This is a genomic window from Bosea beijingensis, assembly GCF_030758975.1.
GTDB classification, from domain to species: domain Bacteria; phylum Pseudomonadota; class Alphaproteobacteria; order Rhizobiales; family Beijerinckiaceae; genus Allobosea; species Allobosea beijingensis.
Window position 1 is genome coordinate 3566034 of record NZ_CP132359.1, and the last position, 24462, is coordinate 3590495.

Here is a 24462-nt window from a genome sequence, read left to right on the forward strand (position 1 = left end):
AGTGTGCGACGCCACTTACAAACATTGAAGCCTGTATTTCGGTCTGATCATGCCCTGTTGACGGGCAGGGCTCAGTGCAGCGTGTTCTTGTGGAAGGCGCCGCCCTTCATGATCGCAGCGAGATGCTTGCCCTGCTCCTGGAACAGCGCGAGGTCCTTCAGCGGGTCGCCATCGACGAGGATCAGGTCGGCGAAGGCGCCGGTCTGCACCGTGCCGACCTTGCCTTCCATGCGCAGGATCTGGGCCCCAACCGTCGTCGCCGAGCGGATGATCTCCAGCGGCGACAGCACTTCGCGGCGCAGCAGGAACTCGCGCGACTGCTCGCTCTGCAACTGGCCGAGCAGGTCCGAGCCATAGGCGACCGGCACGCCGGCGCGCTTGCAGATCTCGAGGGAGCGCAGGCCGCCATCGATGACGAGGTCGTTCTTGGCCAGCATGTCGCCGGTCATGCCGAACTCGGCCGCCCGCTCCTTCATAGCGTAATAGGCGACGAGATTGGCGGTGAGGAACATATTGTTCTCGGCCATCAGCTTGGCCGAGGCGTCGTCGATCAGGTTGCCGTGCTCGATCGCGCGCACGCCGCATTGCGCAGCCCGTGTGATCGCCTCCGGCGTATAGGCATGGGCGCAGACATAGCGGCCGAAGGCCTTCGCCTCCTCGACCGCGGCCTTCACCTCGTCGACGCTGAACTGCATCGAATCCAGGGGGTCATAGGGGCTGGCGACGCCGCCCGACATCATGATCTTGATATGGTCGGCGCCGAGCCGCATCTGCTCGCGCACCGACTTGCGCACCGAAGAGACGCCGTCGGAGACGTTCATCGTATAGGCCATGGCGTTGCAGCAATGGCAGCGCGCGCCGAAATCGGTGCGCCGGCGCGGGTCGCTATGGCCGCCGGTCGGGCCGATCGCGGCGCCCGCGATGAACAGGCGCGGCCCTGCGACATCGCCCTTCTCGACCGCTTCCTTGATGCCCCAGTCGGCGCCGCCGGTATCGCGCACGCTGGTGAAGCCGCGGTCGAGCATGCCCTTCATCAATCGGACAGCGCGCGCCGTCATCAGCGTCAGCGGCATGCTCTCCATCGTCCGGATATAGACCTCGGACAGGAAGACATGGACATGGCTGTCGATCAGCCCGGGCATCAGCGTGCGGCCGCCGCAATCGATGACATCGGCCTTGGCGAGCTTCAGCGGCTTGTCGGAGAGTTCGCGGATGGTGTCGCCTTCGACGACGAGCTCGTAGCCCTGTCGGAGCTCACCGAAACCGGGTTCGAGCAAAGCGAAGTTCTTGAAATGCAGCATCGTCATCACCGCCTCCGAACATGCCTGCCGGGAAGCACCCGGCTCCGGACGGAGCATGATATGCACGCAACATCCAACTTGTCGACAGCGTAGAATCGTTTGGGTGCCTGTTTGGAGAACGTCCTTCCTCGGCAGCAAATCCGCAGGGCTGCCCCATCGTGAGCGGCGTTGCGCCACCGGCCGATGGCAGGTTCACTGCGGCTCGACATGGAGATTCGTACGCGCATGCCGGGACCATTGGACGGGATCAAGATCGTCGACCTGACCACGGTCATCGCCGGCCCCTATGCGACGCAGATGCTTGGCGACATGGGCGCCGATGTCCTCAAGGTCGAGCCACCGGGCGGCGACATCATGCGCGCTCCCGGCCCCGCCCGCACGCCTGGCATGGGCGCGGCCTTCCTCAACTGCAACCGCAACAAGCGCAGCATCGCGCTCGACATGAAATCGGCGGAGGACCTCGCCCATCTGCGCGAACTCATCGCCGATGCCGACATCTTCATCCACAACATGCGGATGGAAGCGGCTCGCCGCTACGGGCTCGACCCGGAAACGCTGCTCGCCCGGCATCCGCGCCTGATCTACTGCGCCATCGTCGGCTTCGGGCTGGACGGGCCCTATCGCGACCGCCCGGCCTATGACGACGTCATCCAGGCCGCCTCCGGCTGGGCAGCGCTGGCGCAGCGCACCGGCGATGCGCCGGCCTACGCCCCCACCATCGTCGCCGACAAGACGACCGCCCTCTTCGCCGTCGGCGCCATCAATGCCGCGCTCTATCATCGGGCCGTCTCAGGCGAAGGCCAGGCAATCGAGGTCCCGATGTTCGAGGCGATGGTCTCCTTCCTCGCCGTCGAGCATCTCGGCGGGCTGAGTTTCGAGCCCGCACTTGGCTCTAGCGGGTATTCACGCGTTCTATCGCGGCATCGCCGGCCCTATCGGACGGCCGACGGCTTCATCGCGGCGATGCCCTACACAGCGGCGCATTGGCAGGCGCTTTTCAGCGCCGCCGGCCGCGAGGACTGGGCGGCGGAGCCGGCGCTCAGCGACGGCGCCGCGCGCGCCGCGATGATCGACACGCTCTACGAGCGCCTGGCGGAATGCCTGTCGCATCGCTCCTCTGCCGACTGGCTCGCGATCCTCGACCGGATCGACGTGCCCTGCTCGGCCGTCAACACGCTCGACGACCTGCTGGACGACCCGCATCTCAGGGCGACTGGTTTCTTCGAGACCGTCGAACATCCCGAGGAAGGGCGCCTGGTCGCAGCGAAGCCCCCGATCCGCTTCAGCAGGACGCCTTGCGCCATCACACGCCAGGCTCCTAGCCGGCCCCGTTAAGCACAAGGCGGCACCGGCGCCACAGGGCATCGCGATCTGACCGGCGCGCCCTTGCTGTGAACGCTGCGGAATGCGAGAACGCCGGGCAGTGCGAACAAGGGCCGACCGCGCCGGAATGGAAGCACTGTTTCTCCATTCATCCGCTTGCAGGCCAAACGGCATATCTGCTTTTGACTTCAAACCGATGAGACATCGTTCGCTCCTGACCCACGCTGCATGGCCATCGCCCGATCGGACGATCGGCGACGCCTCGCGGCCGGATCAAGGATTGTGAGGACTCGCTTGCGCATTCTCCTGCTGAATCCCAACACCATGCCGGAGATGACGGCGCTGGTCGCGCGCGTGGTCCAGGCCTACCTGCCGGCACGGACCGAGCTCGTACCGGTCACCGGCCGCTTCGGTGCGCATTACATCGCCAGCCGCAGCGCCGGCGTCATCGCCGCCCATGCCGCGCTCGAGGCCTTCGCCGAGCATGGTGGGGATTGTGACGGCGTCTATCTCGCCTGCTTCGGCGATCCCGGCCTGCTCGCCCTCAAGGAGATGGCCCGGGTTCCGGTGATCGGCATGGCGGAAGCCAGCAGCCGCTATGCCGCGGAACAGGCCGAGCGCTTCGCCATCGTCACCGGCGGCGAGCGCTGGGGGCCGATGCTGCACGAATTCGTCGGCTCGATCGGGCTGGGCAACCGCCTCGCCGCGGTCGAGACGGTGGCTCCCACCGGCGCCGACATCGCCCGCGACCCCGACGGCTCTATCGCCATGCTCGCGGAAGCCTGCCGCAGGGTCGCCAAGCGCGACGGTGCCGGCGCGGTCATCCTCGGCGGCGCCGGGCTTGCGGGGCTCGCGCCCCGCGTCCAGCCGCATGTCGACGTGCCCGTGATCTGCTCGGCCGAGGCCGGCATCCGCATGCTGCTGGCCGAACTCGATCAGCCGCGCCCGAAGCCGCTGGAAGGCGACCTCGCCCTACCGGCGCCGGTCGCCAGCACCGGGCTTTCCGCAGGCCTGTCCCGATTGCTGGCACAGCCCTGAGCGGAGCTGGTCAGCCCTTGCCGTCGAGCGAAGCGCCGTTCAGGCCCGCGATCCAGTCCGAGAGCATCGGGACATAGTCATCGCCCTTGCCGCTGGCGACGGCGGCGGCGTAGCTGTTCTTCACGGCATTGCCGATCGGATTGGCGACGCCGGCCTCGTTGGCGACGCTCTCCAGATAGCGGACGTCCTTCAGCGCGTTGCTTAGGGTAAACCTGTGGGCGTTGCGGTCGCGCTCCAGCACATAGGTCATGAAGGTCTGGTAGAAGCCGCAATCCATGCGGCTGCCGCGGATGACGCTGTCGAAGACCTGCGGCGTGATACCGATCTTCTGGCCCAGCGTCAGCGCCTCCGCATAGATCGCGGCATAGCCCAGCGACAGGAAGTTGTTGATCAGCTTCATCTTGTGGCCGTCACCGACCGGGCCGAGATGCACGATCTTCTGCGCCCAGGCCTCGCAGGCCGGCCTGATCCGGGCGAACACCTCCGGTGAGGCCCCGATCATCGCCGAGAGCTGCCCCAATGCCGCCTGCGCCGGCGTTCCACCGAGCGGTGCGTCCGCCATATCCAGGCCTTTGGCTTCCAGCTCGGCCGCGAGCTTCACCGTCACCGTGGGATCGGAGGTCGAGCAATCGACGATCACCGTGCCCGGCTTCGCCCCGGCGATGATGCCGTTCTCGCCCTTCAGAACGGCCTCGACCTGGGCCGAGCCGGTCACGCACAGGAAGATGATCTCGGCGCGCGCCGCAAGCTCCTTCGGCGTCTTCGCCTCGACGGCGCCGGCCGCGACCAGCTCCTCGACCGGCTTGCGGTTGCGGTGCCCCATCACGGTGAGCGGGAAGCCCTTGTCCACGAGATTGCGGGCCATGCCCTGCCCCATCAGGCCGACGCCGATGAAGCCGACGGACTCTTTGCGTGCGCTCATCTTCAAATTCTCCCGCTGATATGGTTGAGATGGAGCCGGAAGTCGGCGAAATGGCCCGACAGGCAGCCGGCCGCGAGGCCCGCGCCCAGTATGGACGAGTCATGACCGCCAGCGACCCGCCCGGGCCCCGCCAGCCCAAAAGCCCGATGCCCGCCGGCCGCAGCCGCGTCACGCTGCAGGTCATCGCCGAGCGTCTTTCGGTCTCGACAGCGACGGTGTCCCTGGCATTGCGCGGCTCCCAGCTCGTGGCGGAAGCGACCCGCAACCGCGTGCGCGAGATCGCCCGCGAGATGGGCTACAGCTACAATCGCAGCGCCGCATCGCTGCGCACGGACCGCACCAACATCATCGGCGTCGGCTTCCATGACATCACCAATCCGTATTTCGCCGAGTTGCTGGCGGCGATCGAGGAGACAGCGGCCCGTCACGATCGCTCGATCCTGCTCGGCACCTATTCCGAGAACCTGGACCGGCAGCAGCGCGTGCTGAGCACGTTGGCCGAATACCGGCCGGACGGCATGGTGCTCTGCCCTGCCGGCGCCAGCACGGCGGAGAACCTGATGCCGCTCGTCGAGGCCGGTATCCCGATCGTCCAGCTCTCGCGCGAGATTCCCGAGCTCGAGCTCGATTTCGTCGGCTCCGACGACCGCCACGGCACCAATCTCGCGATGGAGCACCTGATCGGGCTCGGCCATCGCCGCATCGCCTTCCTTTGCGCCAACGAGAACATCTCGACCGGGCGTAACCGCTATGCCGGCTATCGCGAGGCGCTCACCCGCCATGGCCTGCCCTTCGACCCTGCCCTGGTGCATTTCGACTACGGCACCCGCGAGAACGGGCTCAAGGGCATCCAGCAGGTCCTCGACGCCCATGACCCGCCGACGGCCGCCGCCTGCATGAACGACCTCGCGGCCTTCGGCGCGATGCTCGGCCTGCGCCATCGCGGGCTGGAGGCCGGCAGCGATTTCTCGATCGTCGGCTGCGACGACGTGAAGGAGGCGGCGCAGTGGTTCCCCGCGCTCACCACCGTCTACAATTTCCAGAACGAGATGGGCGCCAAATCGGCAGAGTTCCTGCTGAACCGCATCGCCGATCCGACCGCGCCGACGCAGCGCCTCCTGCTGACGCCAGCCCTCCACATCCGCGGGACGACCTGCCCGCCGCCGCGCTGAGGCAGCGTCAGGCATCGTTCGCTGGCTTGGCGTTGAGCGCGCGATAGGCCCGCACCACCTGCGAATCGTCGCGCCCGCCATGGCCGAGGCCCGATGCCGACAGGAACATCTGGTGCGCGGCCGCAGCCAGCGGCAGGGCCGTCTTCGCCGCGCGCCCGGCATCGAGCACGATGCCCAGGTCCTTGACGAAGATGTCGACGGCGCTCGCCACCACCGGATCGGGCTCGTGCATACGCGGCCCGCGATCCCTGAGCATCCAGGAAGAGGCGGCCGAGCCGCCCATGATCTCGAAGAGCAGGCGCCCGTCGATGCCAGCCTTCTCGGCCAGCGACAGAGCCTCGGCCGCGACCGCGATATGCACGCCGGCGAGGAGCTGGTTGACGGTCTTCACCGTCGCGCCCTGCCCGGCCCTCTCGCCGACATGGAAGACCTTGTCACCGAGCGCGTCGAGCACCGGCTTCGCCCGCGCGAAGCTGTCCTGGGGGGCGCCGACCATGATGGTCAGCGTCGCGTTGCGCGCGCCGTTGACGCCGCCCGAAACCGGCGCGTCGATGAAATGCCGCCCGGTCTTCGTCACCTCGGCCGCAATCGCCTCCGCCTCGCCCGGCGGGCAGGTCGCCATCAGGATGACGGTGGCACCCGGCGCCAACGCCTCGAGCGCCCCGGCCTCGAACAGCACCGCGCGCGCCTGGGCGGCATTGACGACCATCAGCACCAGCGCCTCGGCACCTGACGCCGCCGCCTTCGCGCTAGCTGCCGCATGCCCACCGGCCGCGGCGAGCGCATCGCGCGCCGCCTCGCGCATGTCGAAGCCGGTGACGCGAAACTGCTTCTTCACGAGGTTCTCGGCCATCGGCGCGCCCATGGCGCCGAGCCCGACGAAGGCGATACTGGAAATCGGTTGAGCGGACATGGCAGGAGGCACTCTTTGAACGAAAGCGGGCACGGCTCTCGCCATGCCCCCAATGGATAGTGCCGGCCGCGAAGGCCCGCACCGAAGCCTGATCACTCCTTCACCGCGCCCGTCATGGACGCGACGTAGTAATCGACGAAGAAGGAATAGAGGATCGCGACCGGGATCGAGCCGAGCAGCGCGCCGGCCATCAGCGAGCCCCAGTGATAGACGTCGCCCTCGACGAGCTGGGTCAGGACCGCGACCGGAACCGTCTTCTTCTCCGCCGACTGGATGAAGGCGAGCGCATAGATGAACTCGTTCCAGGACAGGGTGAAGGCGAAGATGCCGGCCGAGATCAGTCCGGGCATGGCGAGCGGCAGGGTGATCCGCCACAGCGTCTGAAGCCGCGTCGCCCCGTCGATCATCGCGCACTCTTCGAGCTCATACGGGATCGACTTGAAATAGCCGATCAGGAGCCAGGTGCAGAACGGGATCAGGAAGGTCGGGTAGGTCAGGATCAGCGCCAGCGGCGAGTCGAACAGACCGAACTGGAAGATCAGCGTCGCCAGCGGAATGAACAGGATCGAAGGCGGCACGAGATAGGCGAGATAGATCGCCAGACCCACATATTGCGAGCCCTTGAAGCGCAGGCGCTGGATCGCATAGGCGGCAAGCACGCTGGAGAACAGCGACAGCGCCGTCGCCACCGCCGCGACCATCATCGTGGTCCACAGCCATTGCGGATAGTCGGTCTGGAAAAGCAGCTTGTTGATGTTCTCCAGCGTCGGCGACTTCACCCAGAACGGGTTGTTGTTCTTGTAGTCGAGCAGTTCGCCGTTCGGTTTGATCGCCGTGATCGCCATCCAGTAGAACGGGAACAGCAGCACGAGCACGAAGACCGAGAGCGGCAGATAGAGCGTGATGAAGCGCCGCGGGCCGGACGACCAGTCGATGACGCCTTCCCGTTCCTTGTCCGTGAGTTGCGGGCGTGTGGCCAGGGTCTGATCAGTCATTGTCTTCCCCCTGCTGCCACTTGCGCCGGGACAGGCCGTAATAGCTGAACAGTGTCGCCATCACGAGGAACGGGATCATCGCCACCGCGATCGCCGCGCCCTCGCCGAGCTGGCCGCCGGGAATGCCGCGCTGGAAGGCGAGGGTCGCCATCAGATGCGTGGCGTTGACCGGACCACCGCGGGTGATCGCATAGACGAGCTGGAAATCGGTGAAGGTGAACAGCACCGAGAAGGTCAGCACCACCGCCAGGATCGGCATCAGCATCGGCAGCGTGACATGCCGGAAGCGCTGCCAGGAATTGGCGCCGTCGAGCATCGCCGCCTCATAGAGCGAGGGCGAGATCGTCTGCAGGCCCGCCAGCAGGCTGATCGCGACGAACGGAATGCCGCGCCAGATATTGGCGGCCATCAGCGAGAACCGCGCCGCCCAGGGCTGGCCGAGGAAGTCGATATAGGTATCGCGCCAGCCGAGCACGTCGACCAGCACATAGGAGATGATCGAGAACTGCGGATCGTAAATCCACCAGAAGGCGATCGCCGAAAGCACGGTCGGCACGATCCAGGGGATCAGGATGATCGCCCGGAGCAGCGACTTGAACGGCAGATGATTGTTGAGCAGCAGCGCCAGCCACAGGCCGAGCGCGAATTTCCCGAACGTCGCCACGCCCGTATAGAGCAGCGTGTTCCAGACCGAGGTGATGAACACCCGGTCATGCCAGAGCGACTCGAAGTTCTCGAAGCCGATGAAGATGCCCGGCCTGCCGATGCGCGTATCGGTGAAGGCGAGCCAGATCCCCAAGCCCAACGGGTAGCTGAGGAAGACCAGCAGGAAGCCCGCCGCCGGCAGCAGGCACAGGAAGATCAGGAACGGCTTGTTGTCGAACAGTCGCACCAGCCAGCTTTGCTGCAGGTTGTAGACGGTTCGCGATTCGGCGGCAGCTACGGCCATGGCGCCCTCGCGTTGGGGTCGACAGCGGCATCGGGCCGAAACGTGGAAGCCACGTCCCGGACAAGTCCGATGCGATTTTGCGTCGGCCGCCGGGCCAACCGGCGGCCGCTTGTCTCCGGATCAGCGCAGGGTGCGCATCAGGTCCGGTAGTAGCGCTTGGCGCGGCGCTCGGCTTCCTTGGCAGCCTCTTCCGGCGTCGCCTGGCCGGCGCAGACGGACGCGACCATCTGGACGACCACATATTCGGCGTTCACGGTGCCGGCGGCCTCGTTGATCGAGCCCTTGTAGCCGCTCCAGAGCGCACGTTCCCAGGTATCGCGATAGATCAGGATCTTGGGATCGCTCGACCAGACCTTGCTGTCGGCATAGCCCTTGAGCGGCTGCGCCCAGTATCCCGAAGAGCCGGTCAGCCACTTGTCGTAGTTCTCGCGCTCCATCATGAAGCGCAGATAGGCCAGCGCGGCTTTCGGGAACTTGGTGTGCTTGAACGCCATGGCGTTGATGATCAGCGCCGGCTCCGAGGGACGCCCGAGCGGGCCGACCGGCATCATGGCATGGTTCAGGTCCTTGCCGATCGCCGCCGTCTTCTCGTCCTTCGAGTTCTTGATCGAGAAGTAGAGCGACACGCCGTTCTGGGTGACCGAGATTTCGCCGGCCGACAGCGCCTTGTTGTTGCTGATGTCTAGCCAGGACAGCGTGCCCGGAATGAAGGTCTCGTAGAGCGCCTTGGCGTATTTCAGCGCCTCGATCGTCTCCTTCGAGTTGATCGTGACCTTGTTGTTCTCGTCGACCATATGGCCGCCATGGGTCCAGACCAGCCAGTTGCAGAAGGCGTTGCCGTCGCCGACAGCGTTGCCGAGCGCGAAGCCGGCCGGATGGTTCTGCTCCTTGAGCTTGCGGCAGAGCTTGAGGAAGCCGTCCAGGTCCTTCGGAAAGGCGTCGAAGCCCGCTTCCTTGACATGGGATTCACGATAGACCGCCGGCGCGCCGGAGGCGCCCATCGGGATCGAGACCCACTGGTTGGTCTTGTCCTTCTTGCCGTACTTCTCGGCGATCGGGTACCAGCCGCCGTTCTTCTTGCCGAGATCATCGGCCAGCGCGGTGAGGTCGATCAGCTTGTCCGAGAAGATATGCGGGTCATCGGCCCAGCCGACGACGATATCGGGGCCGGCGCCGGTATTGGCGGTCACCGCTGTCTGCGGCCGCAGGTCCTCCCAGCCGGCATAGTCGACCTTGACCTGCACGCCCGTCGCCTTGGTGAAGGCGGCGGTGTTCTCGTCGAAGATCTGCTGGTCGAGATCGACGAATTTGGTGGGGCGCAGGACGCGTAAGCTCGCGCCCTTCTCGATATCGGCCTGCGCAAAGGCCGAGGTGAGCGGCAAGGTCGCGCCCGCCGCGAGGCCGGCGCCGCCGATCAGAACGTCTCTTCTTGAAATGCTCATGGAAACCGTCTCCTCCGTTGGCGGCAGCGGCCTGCATGGGACCACCGTCCTGCATGATTGGTGGGCGTTGACAGCAATCATCCGTCGCCCTGCCTTGCAGGGCGGCGAATTTCTTTGAGCCGGGCCGATCAGGCGTGAAACAGGCCGATCGGGAAAGCCGCTTCTGAACTCCGTATCCAGAACGCGCGCAATACAGCCGGGCCGCATCGCGCCGGCTGGCACATGCCCTAGATCCGCTTGCCGGTGGCGGCGTCGAAGAGATGGGTGACGCTGGTATCGGGCGTGATGCCGATCGTCTCGCCGGGCTTGGCCGAGATGCGCTCGCGGAAGATGCAGGTCAGGTCCTGCCCGCCGCAGCGGACGACGACCTGCGTCTCCGAACCCATCGGCTCCACGACCGCGACCTCGGCCTTCAGGCCGTTTGGATCCAGCCGGATATGCTCGGGCCGGATGCCCAGCACCGCCGACAATCCGTCCGAACCGACCGGATGCTTGCCGATCGGCCAGACCGTGCCCCCCTCGGTCTCGAAGCCGTCGCCGACGATCTTGCCCTTGAGCAGGTTCATCGAGGGGGAGCCGATGAAGGCCGCGACGAAGAGATTGGCAGGGTTGTCGTAGAGATCGAGCGGGGCGCCCATCTGCTCGACGATGCCGTCATGCATCACGACGATCTTGTCGGCCATGGTCATGGCCTCGATCTGGTCGTGCGTGACATAGACCGTGGTGGTCTTCAGGCGCTGGTGCAGTTCCTTGATCTCGGTGCGCATCTGCACGCGCAATTTGGCATCGAGGTTGGAGAGCGGCTCGTCGAACAGGAAGACCTGCGGATCGCGCACGATCGCCCGACCCATCGCGACGCGCTGGCGCTGGCCGCCCGAGAGCTGTCGCGGGTAGCGGTCGAGCAGCTTGGTCAGACCGAGGATCTGCGCGGCCTTGTTGACGCGCTCGTCGATCTCGCTCTTCGGCGCCTTCCGGAGCTTCATCGAGAAGGCCATGTTGTCGGCGACCGTCATATGCGGATAGAGCGCATAGTTCTGGAACACCATGGCGATGTCGCGCTCCTTCGGCGGAACGTCGTTCACCACCCTGGGCCCGATCCGGATCTCGCCGCCCGAGATGTTCTCGAGCCCGGCGATCATGCGCAGCAGCGTTGACTTCCCGCAGCCCGAAGGCCCGACCAGGATGACGAACTCGCCGTCGTTGATGTCGATATCGACGCCGTGAATGACCTGCGTCGACCCGTAGGCCTTGCGCACATCGGCGATCTGGACTGAGGCCATGCCGTCCTTCCCTGCTTTCCGTTCCCTGGTCGCTCCGCCCATCATGCAGGCGGCTCACGACCACAATCGGTTTCTTGTGACCGAATGATGAAAGAGTTATCGCCTGTTCCCGGCGATTGTCTCCGTTCCAATCTGCGATAAAGTCATACGATAGAAGCGGCCCTGTCAAGCGCCGCCACAGCCTTCGCAATGCCGCAAATTCAGGCTGGCCGGAGGCGCCCGAGGGAGGGGCACCAGCGATGCGGGTACGCGACTTCTCGCGGCCGACGACGCTCAATCCGGACCGGCTTTTCGGCCAGGTCGCCCAGAAGCTCGCCGTCGCGATCATCACCGGCCGCGTCCGGGCGGGCGAGGTCCTGCCGAACGAGGACGATCTGCGCTCTGAGATCTCGGTCTCGCGCACGGCCTATCGCGAGGCGGTCAAGATCCTGACGGCCAAGGGCCTGGTCGAGGCCCGCCCGAAAAGCGGCACGAGGGCCGCACCGCGCGAGCGCTGGAACTTGCTCGATCCGGACGTGCTGTCCTGGCATTTCGAGGCCGATCCGAACGAGAAATTCATCCGCGATCTCTTCGAGTTGCGCCGTTTCGTCGAGCCCAGCGCGGCCCGCCTCGCCGCGCAGCGCCGGACCTCGGCCGACATTGCGCGCATCGAAGCCGCCTATCGTGGCATGGCCGATGGCGCGCCCTATGCCGAGAGCACGATCCGGGCCGATCTCGCCTTCCACGAAGCGATCTTCGCCGCCTGCCAGAACGCCGCGCTGCAATGCCTCTCCAGCGCGGTCATCGCCACGCTGCAATGGTCATTGCTGCTCAAGACCGGCGACGAGGCCGCCTATATCGAATCCTTGCCCGATCACGAACATGTCCTGCTCGCCATCATCGACCGCGACGGCGACCTTGCTTCGGCCCGCATGGCCGGCCTCGTGATCGACAGCCTGAACACCACGCTCGCCTCGCTTGGCACGCATGTCGCCACGGAGACTGGGAAAATCGCCAGAATAAAGCATACTAAATGAGCGCCTCGCTCAATCGACGGGGCGTGATCGGATAGCGCTCATGCGACGACGGGGCTAGGCCGCTCCGGCAGGTCGCGTCATTCCATTTTAATCGATTCAGACAAGCCGAATCAACGACCTTCGCCACCACAGACGGACAGCTCGACAATGACAGCCTCCACCAAGCCCGAAATCGTCCAGACCGGCCCGCTGATGGCCTATGCCGCCGACCAGCTCAAGGCGCGCTTCACCGTCCATGAATTGTGGAAGGCGGCCGATCGCGCCGCCCTGCTGCGCGAGGTCGCCGATCGCGTCCGCGGCGTCGCCGCCGGCGGCGGGCATAGCCGCGTCGATGGCGCGCTGTTCGACGCACTGCCCAAGCTCGAGGTCATCTCCAGCTTCGGCGTCGGCTACGACCATGTCGACGCGGCCGAGGCCGGCAAGCGCGGCCTCGTCGTCACCAACACGCCCGACGTCCTGACCGACGAGGTTGCCGATCTCGCGCTCGGCCTGCTGATCGCCACCGTCCGCCAGCTCCCGCAGGTCGACCGCTACCTGCGCGAAGGCAAGTGGCTGCAGGGCAATTACCCGCTCACCACCTCGCTGCGCGGCCGCAAGGTCGGCATCGTCGGCCTCGGCCGCATCGGCAAGGCCGTGGCGCAGCGCGTCGAGGCCTTCGGCCTGCCGGTGGTCTATCACGGCCGCTCGCGCCAGCCCGACGTGTCCTATCCCTATTACCCCTCGCTGGTCGACATGGCCGCCGATGTCGATACGCTGATCTCCGTCGCACCGGGCGGTGCCTCGACCCATCACATCATCAATGCCGAGGTACTGAAGGCGCTGGGTCCCAACGGCATCCTGGTCAATGTCGGCCGCGGCACCGTGGTCGACGAGCAGGCCCTGATCAAGGCGCTCAACGACAGGACCATCCTCTCCGCCGGCCTCGACGTCTTCGAGGACGAGCCGCGCGTGCCCGCCGAGCTGATCGCGATCGAGCATGCCGTGCTGCTGCCTCATGTCGGCTCGGCCTCGGTCCATACCCGCGAGGCGATGGGCCAGCTTCTGGTCGACAACATGGTTTCATGGTTCGATGGCAAGGGCCCGCTGACGCCCGTGTCGGAGACACCATGGAAAAAGGCCTGATCCATCGGCTGCTGCCGCTGCTGATCCTCGCCGCCGGTGCGCTGCCGGCGGCTGCCCAGACGGCGCCGCTGCCACGCGGCGCCGACAAGGCACCGGATGCGATCCGCCGCTGGCTCGGTGCCTGGGACCTCGCCCTCGCCGATGCGTCGAGAAGCTGCACCATCACGCTGGGCGCGGAAGCTGCCGGCAACCGGCGCCAGTTGCGCTTCCCCGCCACCTGCCGGCGCGCATTGCCCGTCCTCGACACGGCCGCATCCTGGACGCTGAACGGCAGCGGGCAGCCCCAGATCATGGATGCCGGCGGCAAGGAACTCGTCGGCTTCCAGAGCGGCACGCCCGAAACCGGGCTCGACGGCAAGGGCAGCGATGGCAAGGCCTACAAGCTGGCCTCGCGCGACCACCCGCGCGTTGCGCCGCGAAGCCCGCAGAATGCGGCGGCGACCGCGGCCCAGCGCATCACCGTCGTCGATCCCGCAACGGCGCCGGCGCCCGACAGCGTGCCGGGGCGCTATGTCCTGATGCGCCAGCAGAACCGCGAGGCCTGCCGCCTCGTGCTCTCGCCCGCAGCCGCCGATGGTCGCCATCCCGCCGCCTTCGAGGGCCTGTGCCCGGATACCGGGCTGACCATCTTCGATCCCGTCGGCTGGCGTTATGCCGGCGGCCGCCTGACGCTCGTCGCGCGCCGGGGCCACGGCACCGACCTCGTCTTCGAGAACGGTCAGTGGCGCAAGGACCCCGCGGTCGGCGCGCCGCTCCTGATGCGCAAACTCACGCAATAACACGCATGGCGGGCTCAGCCGGCCATGCGGTTCGCCTGGTTACTCAGCCGCAGCCGGGCTCAGCACGCCCCGGCGGATCTGATCTTCCTCGATCGATTCGAAGAGCGCGCGGAAATTGCCCTCGCCAAAGCCGTCATCGCCCTTGCGCTGGATGAACTCGAAGAAGATCGGCCCGACCACGGTGGCAGAGAATATCTGAAGCAGCACCTTGCTCATCCGGCCCTGCTTCTCGCCGAGCGCGACCGCGCCCTCGCCGTCGATCAGGATGCCGTTCTCCTTCAATCGCGCGACCGGCTCGCCATGGTTCGGCACGCGGGCATCGACCTTCTCGTAATAGGTCGCGGGCGGTGACGGCATGAAGGGCAGGCCATTGCCGCGCAAGGCCTCGACGCTGGCATAGATGTCGCGCGAGCCCATCGCGACATGCTGGATGCCCTCGCCCTTGTATTGGCGCAGGTATTCCTCGATCTGGCTCTTGTCGTCGAGCGACTCGTTGATGGGAATGCGAATCTTGCCGCAAGGCGAGGTCAGCGCCCGCGAGATCAGGCCGGTCAGCTTGCCCTCGATGTTGAAGAAGCGGATTTCGCGGAAATTGAACAGGTTGCCGTACCAGCCGGCCCAATGGTCCATGCGGCCGCGGATGACGTTATGGGTGAGGTGGTCGAGATAATAGAGCCCGGCCTGCTCCGGATGGGGATCGCGCTCGCCGAGCCATTCGAAATCGACGTCCCAGATCGAGCCCTTCTCGCCGTAGCGATCGACGAAGTAGAGCAGCGACCCGCCGATGCCGCGCACGGCGGGTATGGCGAGCTCGCCCGGCCCGATCGCACTCTCATAGGGTTCGGCGCCGAGCGACACTGCCCGCTCGAAAGCATGCTTGGCATCGACGACACGGAAGGCCATGGCGCAGGCGCAGGGACCGTGCTCGGCCGCGAAGGCCTGGGCGAAGGAATCGGGCTCGGCATTGACGACGAAATTGACGTCACCCTGCCGGTAGAGCGTCACCTGCTTCGAGCGGTGGCGAGCGACCTTGGTGAAGCCCATCGTCTCGAACAGCGCGCCGAGCTTCTCCGGCTCGGGATGGGCGAACTCGACGAACTCGAAACCGTCGGTTCCCATCGGGTTGGCGGCCGAAATCGCGGGCGGGGCGGCATCGTGCGGAAACGGACCCATGGGCATTCCTCCTGTCTGCTCTCGTCGGGATCACCCATGATCACGCAAACTGGAGGCGTGTTGCGTGCAAACTTGATTGAATTTGAATTTTCTATGCATGATCCGCGCATCGAAATGTAGAGTGACGCACCATATGGCCACGCTTGACGCACTCGACTGGCGCCTGCTTGACGCGCTCCAGAACGATGCCTCTCTCACCAATGCGGCTTTGGCCGAAACGGTTGGCCTCTCGGCCAGCCAGGTCTCGCGCCGCCGTCAACGGCTGGAGCAGGAGGGCGTCATCCGCGGCTATCGCGCGGCGCTTGAGCCCTCCGCCGTCGGCCTCGGTGTCATCGTCTTCATCCATGTCGCGCTCGACACGCATACGCGCGACAACGCCCGACGCTTCCGTGACCTCGTGCGCCTGACGCCCGCGATCCTCGAGGCCCATGCCCTCACCGGTGAAGCGGATTACCTGTTGAAGGTCGCGGTGGGCGACCTCAAGGCGCTGGCACGGCTGGTCAACGAAATCCTGATGCCCCACGAAAGCGTCGCCCGCGTCCGCTCCGAGATCGCGCTGGAAACGTTGAAGGAGCCGGGCGTGCTGCCGCTGCCGATGACATAAGCCTGCTGCTATGCAAACTGGCGCCTTGGTCACGCCGTTTTCATGCGGCTGATCGATCCCGACTGCGCGGCAGGAGCGCCGCCAACAGGAGAAACCTAGATGTTCAATGCCAAATCCCTGCTCGACGCCCTGATCAGCGCCGGCAGCCAGGCGGGCGCACAGGCAGGGCAGCAAGGCGGAATCGGCGGCATGCTCGGCGGGCTGGCCGATCAGGTCCAGCGTTCGGGTGGGCTCGGCGGTCTGGCAGGCCAGATCCTCACCCAGGCGACGCAAGGCCTTGGCGACGCGGCGCGCCAGACCGGCGTGCAGCAGGGCGCCGGCGATGCGCTCGGCCGGGTCACCGGCGGCCGGACCCCGGACCAATTGATCGAGCAGGCCAAGGGCGTGTTCAGCAGCAACCCGGCCCTGGCGACGGCAGTGCTCGGTGGCCTCGGCGCGCTCGTCTTCGGAACCTCGACCGGCCGCTCGGTTGCCGGCTCGGCGGCCAAGCTAGGCGGCCTCGCCCTGATCGGCGGCCTCGCCTACAAGGCCTATCAGAACTACCAGGCCGGCAAGCCGCTGCTCAATGCCGCCCAGCCTCAGGACGTTCTGCCGGCCCCGGCCGGAACCGGCTTCGAGCCGCAGGCCGCGACCGAGGCCACCGCCCTCATCTTCATCCGTGCGATGATCGCGGCAGCGGCTGCCGACGGCCATATCGACGATGAAGAGCAGCGCGCCATCCTCGGCGGCCTGAAGGAAGCCGGCCTCGATCAGGAGGCGCATGAATGGCTGGCGAAGGAGATGGCTAAGCCCGCTTCGATCGACGCGCTGGTCGAGGCGGCCGAAAGTCCCGAACTCGCCGCGCAGATCTATACGGCGGCGCGCATCGCCATCAATCCGGACAATGCCGCCGAGAAGGACTTCCTGGCGGGCCTCGCCGGCGCGCTCGGCCTTGATGCCGAACTCGTCGCCAATATCGACGCCGCCGCCAGCGCCGCCAAGGTCTGACGGCCTCGGCCGGCGCCCGATCGCGGCGCCGGCCGCCTCGGGCTTTCGCGGAACGCGGAAGCCCGATGTTAAGCATGGCTTTGAAATCACAGCCGGTTTCGACGCCCTATGCACCGGCGCTTAGGAGTTGCCCGCCGATAACCGCCGCGCCGGCTGAACCGGCAGTCGGGTTCCGCAGTGCGGAGGCCGACGCATGTCTTGGAGGAGACGGGCCGAACCATGTCTGTGACCGCGATGATCCGGGCGATGCGGCCGCACCACTGGCTCAAGAACGGCTTGGTCTTCGTCCCAATCCTGCTCAATCATGATGCCTTCGATCTGCACGCGCTCTGGCTCGGCCTGGTCGCCTTCGTCGCCTTCAGCCTGATCGCCTCCGCAGTCTATCTCCTCAACGACATCAAAGATGTCGAAGCCGACCGGCGCCATCCGACCAAATGCAAACGCCCGCTCGCCGCCGGCGAGATCACGGCGGCACAGGCCTATGCCGCCGTACCGGTGCTGCTGATCGCCGCCTTTTCACTGGTGCCGCTGGTGCCGCAGCCGAAGAACTTCCTGCTCGCGCTGCTGGCCTATCTCTTCCTGGCCCTGGCCTATCTGCTCTTCCTCAAGCGCAAGCTTCTGGTCGACGTGCTCGGCCTCGCCGCCATGCACACCCTGCGCATCCTCGCCGGCAATGCCGCTGCGGCGATCCCCGTCTCATCCTGGCTGCTCGCCTTCGCGATGTTCCTGTTCCTCAGCCTGGCCCTGGTGAAGCGCTATGCCGAACTGCGCCTGACCCAGGACCAGTCCGGCCTGAAGAAGGCGGGCCGAGGATATCAGGCCGAGGATATCGAGGCGCTGTCCCAGCTCGGCATGGCCTCGGGCTGCACCTGCGCGCTGATCATGGCGCTCTATGTCGACAGCGCCAATGTGAAGCAGCTCTACAGCCAGCCGAAGCTGATCTGGCTGATCTGCCCGATCATCCTCTACCAGATGGCCCGGATCTGGTTCCTGGCCCGCCGCGGCCATATGCCGGATGATCCGCTGGTCTTCATGATCCGCGACTGGCGCAGCCAGTTCATGGGGCTTTTGGTGGTCCTGATAATGGTCGCTGCGACCTTCGTGCCGTGACCGCGCCGCTCTCGGACTATCGCTCCTGGGGCGGATTGGCAGCCCGCGGCAGCACGATCGTCGATGCCCGCGACTGGCTGGATGCACCGCATCGCCCGCGTCGCCCCCTCCTCGCCTATGGCAATGGCCGTTCCTATGGCGATTCCTGCCTGAACGACGGCGGCACGCTGATCGATGCGCGCGGCCTCGACGAGATCCTCGCCTTCGACCGCGAGACCGGCCTGATCACCTGCGGTGCCGGGCTCATGCTCGACCGCCTGCTGGATGTCGTGGTGCCGGCAGGCTGGTTTCCACCGGTGACACCCGGCACCGCCTTCGTCACCGTAGGCGGCGCGCTCGCCAACGACGTTCACGGCAAGAACCACCACAGCGCCGGCACTTTCGGCTGCCATGTCCGCGCCTTCGAGCTGATGCGCTCGGACGGGCAGCGCCTGATCTGCGCGCCGGACCTCAACGGCGAGCTTTTTGCGGCCACGATCGGCGGCTTCGGCCTGACCGGGCTGGTGACGCAGGTGACCTTGCAATTGATACCGATCGCCTCCGCAGAGATGGCGCAGGAGGTCCTGCCCTTCGACAATCTGGCTGGCTTCTTCGAGATCGCCGCCGCCTCCGATGCCACGCATGACTATACCGTCGCCTGGATCGACTCGCTCGCCAGCGGCCGCAATTTCGGCCGCGGTGTCTTCTTCAGGGCCAACCACGCGCCCACCTCCGACGAGCCCCCGCCGCGCCAGGCGCGCTCCCTGCCCTTTCCGCTGAAGCCGCCATTTCCGTTGATCAACCGCCTGACGCTCGGTGCCTTCAACTGGCTCTACCGCAACAGCCAACCGCGCGACGGCCGCGATCGCCGCGTGCCCTATCGCCCGTTCTTCTACCCGCTCGACCGCATCCATGACTGGAACCGCGCCTATGGCCCGAAAGGCCTGCGGCAGTTCCAATGCGCCGTCCCGCCGGAGAACGCCGCCGCGACCGTCGCCGAGATGCTCAGGCAGACACTTGCTGCCGGCGAGGCCTCCTTCCTGACGGTGCTGAAGCTCTTCGGCGACAAGCCCTCGCCCGGCCTGATGTCCTTCCCGATGCCGGGCGCGACGCTGACGCTGGACTTCCCCAATCGCGGCGAACGGACCGAACGATTGCTGGCGCGGCTCGATGCCCTCGCGATCGCTGCCGGTGGCCGGGTCAATCCGTACAAGGATGCACGCATGTCATCCGCGACCTTCGCGGCCTCTTTCCCGCGCTGGCGCGACTTCGCTGCTCATGTCGACCCGGGCTTCTCTTCCGACTTCTGGCGGCGGGTTACCGCGCAATAGACGCGGGCTGCGACATCACAGCCCGGTGAGGCACGCGCGGCGACGGTTCCCCGACAGGCGGCCCGCTGCTAGCTGCGGCTGATGACTGCCACGGGAAACGATCAGCCGGCACCGCGCCGCAACACCACTCCTTCGCCGACGCGCCGCGAAGCGCTTGCCCTGACCCTGCTCCCGCCCTTTGTGGCGACGCCGGCCGTGGCCCGGCAATCGCCACGCTTCGCCGGCCCGAGCTCGCAATTCGTCCAGATCGATCCGCCGGAAGAGGCCGGCTCCCTCGTTCTCACCGATCTCGCCGGCAAGACCCGGCCGCTTTCCGCTTATCGCGGCAAGGCGGTCCTGCTGAATTTCTGGGCGAGCTGGTGCCCACCCTGCCGGCGTGAGTTGCCGATCCTGCGGCGGCTCCAGACAACGGCGGCGCGCGAGCCCTTCGTCGTCGTGCCCGTCTCGCTCGACAAATCGGTGGCGACCGTCAGGACCTATCTCGACAGGCTCGGCCTCGCCGATCTCGCGACCTTCATCGATGCCGAAGGAGTGGTGGCCTCGGGACCGAAATCGGCCAAGCCCACGCCCTTCCCGCTCTACGGCATGCCGATGACCTACCTGCTCGATCGCGAGGCCCGCAGCGTCGGCTATCTCGTCGGCGAGGCCGACTGGACCAGCCCGGAAGGCCTCGAGCTGCTGCGCTTCTACGGGCGTGCGGCGAGCTGATCGCACCGGTGTTCCAGAGCGTTTCAAACCGCCCTGAAAAAATCTCGCTTCGCCTTTGAACCTGTCCGCCCCTCCCTGCAACCAATGAGCATGAAGAGCGAAACCTTCGCTCTCGCAGAGATTGGGAGACGAGCATGACGACGTTCCGCAAGACCGTGACCGCGACCCTCGCGGCCCTCACCCTGGCCACCACCTTCGCGGCTTCCAGCGCCGAGGCGCGCCCGCGCTGGGGTTACGGCTACGGGCATCGGGGCTGGGGTGTCGGAGCCGGCGTGGTCGGCGCTCTCGCCGCGGGCGCCATCATCGCCGGCGCCACCCGCCCCGCTTATGGCTACGGCTACTACGCCGCCCCCGTCCGCTCCTGCGACATGGTCGAGCGCTTCGACCGCTGGGGCAACGTGATCGGCTACCGCCGGGTGTGCGGCTACTACTGAGCTTTTCTGGAAGACCCCTGTTTCGAGACCCCTGACTCAAAAGGCCGGCTTACGCCGGCCTCTTTTTGTTCAAGGAGCAGCAGCGACGTCAGGAACCCGCGCTCAGCCCGATATGGGCCGCGGCCTCGTCCCGGATCCATCTTCGGAACGCCGCGATCGCCGGTCGGTGCGCCGAAGCCTCCGGGCAGACCAGATAATACTGGTGCGGCCCCCTGACCTGATCCGGAAACGGCCGGATCAGACGGCCGGCATCGAGATAGTCCCCGATCAGGACATTGGTGGCGAGCGCCACGCCTTGTCCCGAGGCTGCCGCCTGCAGGGCCAGGAAGGTGTGCGAGAAACGCGGTCCCCGGGTCGCATCGACACCGCTCACACCGACCGCCGCCAGCCAGCGCGGCCAGGTGACGAAATCGGGAATGCCTTCCGGAATCTCGTGTAGCAGGATGTGGTGGCGCAGATCCGCCGGCTCGCGCAGCGGCCGCTCGGGATCGTCGAGCAGCGCCGCGCTGCAGACGGGGAAGAAATTCTCCTCCATCAGCAGGTCGCTCTGCAGGCCTGGATAGCCGCCGCTGCCGGAGCGGATGGCGATATCGACATTCTCGCGGGCGAAATCGGTCAGGCTTACCGAAACCTCGACCCGCACCTCCAGATGCGGCGCGCGCTCCTTCAGATGCCCCAGCCGGGGGATCAGCCAGTTCAGGGCGAAGCTCGGCAAGGTGCTGACGGTGATGACATTCGGCGTCTCCGGCCGCAGGGCCCGCGCCGTGGCTTCGTTGAGCTGGTCGAGCACCTGCGAGATCGTCGCAGCATAGCGCTCGCCAATCTCTGTCAGGGCGACGCCCTTGCTCGGCAGCCGAATGAAGAGCGGGCGCCTGAGCCAGCTCTCGAGCGAGCGGACATGCTGGCCGACGGCACTGGCCGTGACCGCGAGCTCGTCCCCGGCCTTCTCGAAATTGCGATGCCGGGCAGCCGCCTCGAAGGCACGCAGGGAAGCCAGGGGCGGGAGGTGGCGGCGGCTCATGTCAGGCCAAGTACAGCTTGGGCAGTGCGAAGAACTTCGCATTTGCTTCGATCCTGAGCAAGGCGCAAATCAATCGACAGTTAGATCACTCGTGAGGCGCGCCATGTTCGCCAGCCATGCCATAGCCGGACTTTCTTTCTCCGCTCCCCGCCGCAACAGCCGCGTGCTGGGATTGCTGCTACAGCTCGAAGCCTGGCTCGATGCCCGGAGCAGCGCCCGCGCACTCTACGCGATGGATGACCGGGGCCTGTCGGATCTCGGCCTGTCGCGCAGCGATGTCGAGCGCGTCAATGCGGACGCGACGCATCCGGCCAGCAACGCCTGAGCCGAGCGGAACAGGGTCGAATGAAAAAGAGCCGGCGGTCTATGGCGACCGCCGGCTCTTTCATTGTGTCGGCAACCTGCCGCTTCAGCCCTTGGCAGCGGCGACCTTGCGCAGATAGCCGGTGACGATGCCGGTGACGCCGCGCGACAGGATGTCCTCGAACGCCGCGAGGAACTGGTCGCACTGCTCGCGCGTGACGATCAAGGGCGGCTCCAGCCGGATGACGTTGCGGTTGTACTCGGTGAAGGCGACGAGCACGTCGTGTTCCTTCAGGAGCAGCGCACCGACGAAGCCGCAGAGCGAACCCTTCAGCTTGTCGTCCAGCAGCGCCACCATGTGCTTCAACCCGAAGGGCATGGTCTCGCTGATGTCCTGGAACTCGACGCCGATCATCAGGCCGCGCCCGCGGATTTCCTTGAGCAGGGTCGGATACTTGGCGCGCAGGCCATTCAGCTTCTCGATCAGGTAGTCGCCCTGGCGCTGGGCGTTGCCCATCAGGTCCTCGTCATAGAGGACGTTGAGGGCCTCGATCGACGAGACGCAGGCCTCGCCCATGCCGCCGAAAGTCGCCTGCGCATGGATCAGCGCGCTCTTCGGCTTGCCATAGGCCTTCATGTAGATTTCGCGCCGCGCGATCATCGCGCCCATCGCCGCCTTCGATCCGCCGAGCGCCTTGGCGAGCGCGGTGACGTCTGGCACCGCGCCGTCGCGCTCGAAGGCGAAGAACTGGCCGGTCCGGCCGAGCCCGCACTGCACCTCGTCGGCGACCCAGAGCACGCCGTGCTTGTCGCAGAGCGCGCGCAGTTCGCGCCAGAAGCCTTCCGGGGCCTCGACGATGCCGCCGCCGCCCTGGATCGTCTCCATCACGACGATGCCGATCGAGGGGTCGCTCTCGAGTGCCTGCCGGACCGCGGCGATGTCGCCGAACGGCACCTTGACCCGGTTCTCGACCAGCTTGAACTGCGACTGGTAGAGCGTCGAATCCGTGACCGAGAGCACGCCCTTGGTCTTGCCGTGGAAGGAGTTCGCGGCATGCAGGATCTTGGACTTCTCCGGCCCCTGCGCCTGCTCGGCGACCTTCAGCGCCGCCTCCATCGCCTCCGAGCCGGTCGAGCCGAGGAAGACCATGTCGAGATCGCCCGGCGCGATGGTGGCGAGGTTCTTCGCCAGCGCCGAGGCATATTGCGACATGAAGGCCATGCAGATCTCATGGCGGTTCTCGTCCTGGAACTTCTGCCGGGCCGCGACGATGCGCGGATGGTTGTGGCCGAAGGCGACCGAGCAGAAGCCGCCGAAGAAATCGAGGATCTTGCGGCCGTCCTTGGTGATGTAGTGCATGCCCTCGGCGCGGTCGACGAGGATCTTGTCGAAGCCGAGCAGCTTCAGGAAGTGAAGCTGGCCGGGGTTGATATGGGCCGCGAAAAGCTCCTTCACCTGCGCGGCGTCGAGCTGCTTGGCGGCTTCCACGCTGATGAGCTGGGGCCGGGCATTGGTCACGGCGACGTCCTCATTCCTGAAGGCGGGCATGCTCATGCGGCGAGGCTCCTCTCAGCTGTTTTAAGGCCATCCTTGGCCTTGCGGTATTCGGTATAGGCGGCGAGCAGCATGTCCTCGTCGCGATGTTGCGGCGCCCAGCCGAGCTCGCGCTTGGCCTTGGAGGTGTCGAGGATGCAGATCTCGTCGGCGATCTTGTACTGCTCGGGGTCCATGATCGGCAGGTTGATCGCGTCCAGCGTGTCGAGCGTGAGCTTCACCAGCGAGGCCGGCGTCGGCAGCAGGATCGACTTCGAGCCGGCATGCTTGATGAGATCACCCAGCAGCTTCTTCACCGGCGGCGGATCGTCGGAGCCGAGATTATAGGCCTCGTTCGGGAAGCCTGCCTTCCAGGCTGCGATGCAGGCGCTGGCGCAGTCGAAGACCGAGATGAACTGATAGGGGTTCTTGCCCGAGCCGATCATCGGCACCGGCAGGTTCATGTCGATCAGCTTGAACAGTTTGACGAGGATGCCGAGACGGCCCGGCCCGATGATCAGGCGCGGCCGGAAGATCGGGATGCGGAAGCCCTTGGCGCGGTACTCGTCGGCGAGGCGTTCGGTCGCGAGCTTGCTCTCGCCGTACTCGCCGAGCGGATGGGCCGGATGCGTCTCGTCCTGCGGCACCGTCACCGAATGGCCGTAGATCATGTCGGTGGTGAAATGGACGAGCCGGTTGGCACCGTTCTTTTCCATCCACGACAGGATGTTCTGCGTGCCGTGATAGTTCACCGGCCAGAAGAACTCGTGCCGCTCGGCCCGCGTCACGATCGGCGAGAGCATCTTGGCCGAAAGGTTGTAGACGAGGTCCTCGGGCGCCAGCGGAATGCTGTCCACGCTCTCGGCCTTGGTCACGTCGACCGTCAGGAACGGCACCGTGGCGTAATGAGCATGGCCGCTCTGGTGGATGTCAGCGACCAGAACCTGCTCGCCCATGGCGGAGAGGTCGGCCGCCAGATGCGAGCCGACGAAGCCGTCGCCCCCGATGATGATGTGCTTCATCGCG

General features: G+C 66.2%; 24 protein-coding genes. 13 read left to right on the plus strand and 11 right to left on the minus strand.

The window, feature by feature from the left end:
• Nucleotides 1-71: 71 nt before the first annotated feature.
• Nucleotides 72-1307, minus strand: a complete 1236-nt coding sequence (locus Q9235_RS17025; RefSeq protein WP_306222997.1) for a metal-dependent hydrolase family protein — start codon at nucleotides 1305-1307, stop codon at nucleotides 72-74.
• A 219-nt stretch (nucleotides 1308-1526) separates the two neighbouring features.
• On the opposite strand from Q9235_RS17025, the gene Q9235_RS17030 reads away from it, so the two are divergent.
• Together Q9235_RS17030 and Q9235_RS17035 are read left to right on the plus strand one after the other, a co-directional pair.
• Entirely contained in the window at nucleotides 1527-2636 is a 1110-nt protein-coding gene (locus tag Q9235_RS17030) for a CaiB/BaiF CoA transferase family protein (RefSeq protein ID WP_306222998.1), read from the plus strand.
• A 282-nt stretch (nucleotides 2637-2918) separates the two neighbouring features.
• Nucleotides 2919-3662 carry an aspartate/glutamate racemase family protein gene (locus tag Q9235_RS17035; RefSeq protein ID WP_306222999.1) on the plus strand — a complete coding sequence of 248 codons (744 nt, stop codon included), beginning with the start codon at nucleotides 2919-2921 and terminating at the stop codon, nucleotides 3660-3662.
• 10 nt (nucleotides 3663-3672) lie between these two features.
• On the opposite strand, the gene Q9235_RS17040 is transcribed toward Q9235_RS17035, so the two are convergent.
• Nucleotides 3673-4584 carry an NAD(P)-dependent oxidoreductase gene (locus tag Q9235_RS17040; protein WP_306223000.1) on the minus strand — a complete coding sequence of 304 codons (912 nt, stop codon included), beginning with the start codon at nucleotides 4582-4584 and terminating at the stop codon, nucleotides 3673-3675.
• Nucleotides 4585-4685: 101 nt separating this feature from the next.
• Between Q9235_RS17040 and Q9235_RS17045 the strand changes: the two genes are divergently transcribed.
• Entirely contained in the window at nucleotides 4686-5756 is a 1071-nt protein-coding gene (locus Q9235_RS17045; RefSeq protein ID WP_306223001.1) for a LacI family DNA-binding transcriptional regulator, read from the plus strand.
• A gap of 7 nt (nucleotides 5757-5763) precedes the next feature.
• Here the strand turns inward: Q9235_RS17045 and Q9235_RS17050 are convergent, their stop codons facing one another.
• The 5 genes from Q9235_RS17050 to Q9235_RS17070 form a co-directional block, all read right to left on the minus strand.
• Nucleotides 5764-6669, minus strand: coding sequence for an NAD(P)-dependent oxidoreductase (locus tag Q9235_RS17050; protein ID WP_306223002.1), 906 nt, complete (start codon nucleotides 6667-6669; stop codon nucleotides 5764-5766).
• Nucleotides 6670-6761: 92 nt separating this feature from the next.
• On the minus strand, nucleotides 6762-7664 hold the full coding sequence (locus Q9235_RS17055; RefSeq protein ID WP_257732623.1) for a carbohydrate ABC transporter permease: 903 nt from the start codon (nucleotides 7662-7664) through the stop codon (nucleotides 6762-6764).
• On the minus strand, nucleotides 7657-8613 hold the full coding sequence (locus tag Q9235_RS17060) for a carbohydrate ABC transporter permease (RefSeq protein WP_306223003.1): 957 nt from the start codon (nucleotides 8611-8613) through the stop codon (nucleotides 7657-7659). Before Q9235_RS17060 ends, Q9235_RS17055 begins: the two co-directional genes overlap by 8 nt.
• Nucleotides 8614-8750: 137 nt before the next feature.
• Entirely contained in the window at nucleotides 8751-10055 is a 1305-nt protein-coding gene (locus tag Q9235_RS17065; RefSeq protein WP_306223004.1) for an ABC transporter substrate-binding protein, read from the minus strand.
• 227 nt (nucleotides 10056-10282) lie between these two features.
• A complete protein-coding gene (locus tag Q9235_RS17070; RefSeq protein WP_306223005.1) occupies nucleotides 10283-11335 on the minus strand; it encodes an ABC transporter ATP-binding protein in 1053 nt (350 codons plus the stop codon).
• A 239-nt stretch (nucleotides 11336-11574) separates the two neighbouring features.
• Between Q9235_RS17070 and Q9235_RS17075 the strand changes: the two genes are divergently transcribed.
• From Q9235_RS17075 to Q9235_RS17085, 3 genes are all read left to right on the plus strand, one after another.
• Complete coding sequence (locus Q9235_RS17075; RefSeq protein WP_306223006.1) at nucleotides 11575-12351, plus strand: FadR/GntR family transcriptional regulator; 777 nt, start codon at nucleotides 11575-11577, stop codon at nucleotides 12349-12351.
• Between the two features lie 147 nt (nucleotides 12352-12498).
• The gene (locus Q9235_RS17080) at nucleotides 12499-13473 is read left to right on the plus strand and encodes a 2-hydroxyacid dehydrogenase (protein WP_422678207.1); all 975 of its coding nucleotides are present in this window, start codon (nucleotides 12499-12501) and stop codon (nucleotides 13471-13473) included.
• Nucleotides 13458-14252 carry an AprI/Inh family metalloprotease inhibitor gene (locus Q9235_RS17085; protein WP_306223007.1) on the plus strand — a complete coding sequence of 265 codons (795 nt, stop codon included), beginning with the start codon at nucleotides 13458-13460 and terminating at the stop codon, nucleotides 14250-14252. Before Q9235_RS17080 ends, Q9235_RS17085 begins: the two co-directional genes overlap by 16 nt.
• Before the next feature lie 39 nt (nucleotides 14253-14291).
• Here the strand turns inward: Q9235_RS17085 and hppD are convergent, their stop codons facing one another.
• A complete protein-coding gene (hppD, locus tag Q9235_RS17090; protein ID WP_306223008.1) occupies nucleotides 14292-15425 on the minus strand; it encodes a 4-hydroxyphenylpyruvate dioxygenase in 1134 nt (377 codons plus the stop codon).
• A gap of 133 nt (nucleotides 15426-15558) precedes the next feature.
• Between hppD and Q9235_RS17095 the strand changes: the two genes are divergently transcribed.
• The 6 genes from Q9235_RS17095 (at nucleotide 15559) to Q9235_RS17120 (ending at nucleotide 20578) form a co-directional block, all read left to right on the plus strand.
• Nucleotides 15559-16029: an Lrp/AsnC family transcriptional regulator gene (locus Q9235_RS17095; protein ID WP_306223009.1), complete on the plus strand. Its 471-nt coding sequence runs from the start codon at nucleotides 15559-15561 to the stop codon at nucleotides 16027-16029.
• Between the two features lie 99 nt (nucleotides 16030-16128).
• Nucleotides 16129-17016, plus strand: coding sequence for a tellurite resistance TerB family protein (locus tag Q9235_RS17100; RefSeq protein ID WP_306223010.1), 888 nt, complete (start codon nucleotides 16129-16131; stop codon nucleotides 17014-17016).
• A gap of 219 nt (nucleotides 17017-17235) precedes the next feature.
• On the plus strand, nucleotides 17236-18126 hold the full coding sequence (locus Q9235_RS17105) for a UbiA family prenyltransferase (RefSeq protein ID WP_422678208.1): 891 nt from the start codon (nucleotides 17236-17238) through the stop codon (nucleotides 18124-18126).
• A complete protein-coding gene (locus Q9235_RS17110) occupies nucleotides 18123-19436 on the plus strand; it encodes an FAD-binding oxidoreductase (protein ID WP_306223012.1) in 1314 nt (437 codons plus the stop codon). Before Q9235_RS17105 ends, Q9235_RS17110 begins: the two co-directional genes overlap by 4 nt.
• A gap of 81 nt (nucleotides 19437-19517) precedes the next feature.
• Nucleotides 19518-20144, plus strand: coding sequence for a TlpA family protein disulfide reductase (locus tag Q9235_RS17115; protein WP_306223013.1), 627 nt, complete (start codon nucleotides 19518-19520; stop codon nucleotides 20142-20144).
• 134 nt (nucleotides 20145-20278) lie between these two features.
• Nucleotides 20279-20578, plus strand: coding sequence for a hypothetical protein (locus Q9235_RS17120; protein WP_306223014.1), 300 nt, complete (start codon nucleotides 20279-20281; stop codon nucleotides 20576-20578).
• A gap of 88 nt (nucleotides 20579-20666) precedes the next feature.
• Here Q9235_RS17120 and gcvA read toward each other — a convergent pair whose 3' ends face one another.
• Nucleotides 20667-21599: a transcriptional regulator GcvA gene (gene gcvA, locus Q9235_RS17125; RefSeq protein WP_306223015.1), complete on the minus strand. Its 933-nt coding sequence runs from the start codon at nucleotides 21597-21599 to the stop codon at nucleotides 20667-20669.
• A gap of 103 nt (nucleotides 21600-21702) precedes the next feature.
• On the opposite strand from gcvA, the gene Q9235_RS17130 reads away from it, so the two are divergent.
• On the plus strand, nucleotides 21703-21924 hold the full coding sequence (locus Q9235_RS17130) for a DUF1127 domain-containing protein (protein ID WP_306223016.1): 222 nt from the start codon (nucleotides 21703-21705) through the stop codon (nucleotides 21922-21924).
• Between the two features lie 84 nt (nucleotides 21925-22008).
• Here the strand turns inward: Q9235_RS17130 and Q9235_RS17135 are convergent, their stop codons facing one another.
• Both Q9235_RS17135 and Q9235_RS17140 read right to left on the minus strand, forming a co-directional pair.
• Nucleotides 22009-23457, minus strand: a complete 1449-nt coding sequence (locus Q9235_RS17135) for an aspartate aminotransferase family protein (protein ID WP_306223017.1) — start codon at nucleotides 23455-23457, stop codon at nucleotides 22009-22011.
• On the minus strand, nucleotides 23454-24458 hold the full coding sequence (locus tag Q9235_RS17140; protein WP_306223018.1) for an NAD-dependent epimerase/dehydratase family protein: 1005 nt from the start codon (nucleotides 24456-24458) through the stop codon (nucleotides 23454-23456). Before Q9235_RS17140 ends, Q9235_RS17135 begins: the two co-directional genes overlap by 4 nt.
• Between the last annotated feature and the right edge of the window lie 4 nt (nucleotides 24459-24462).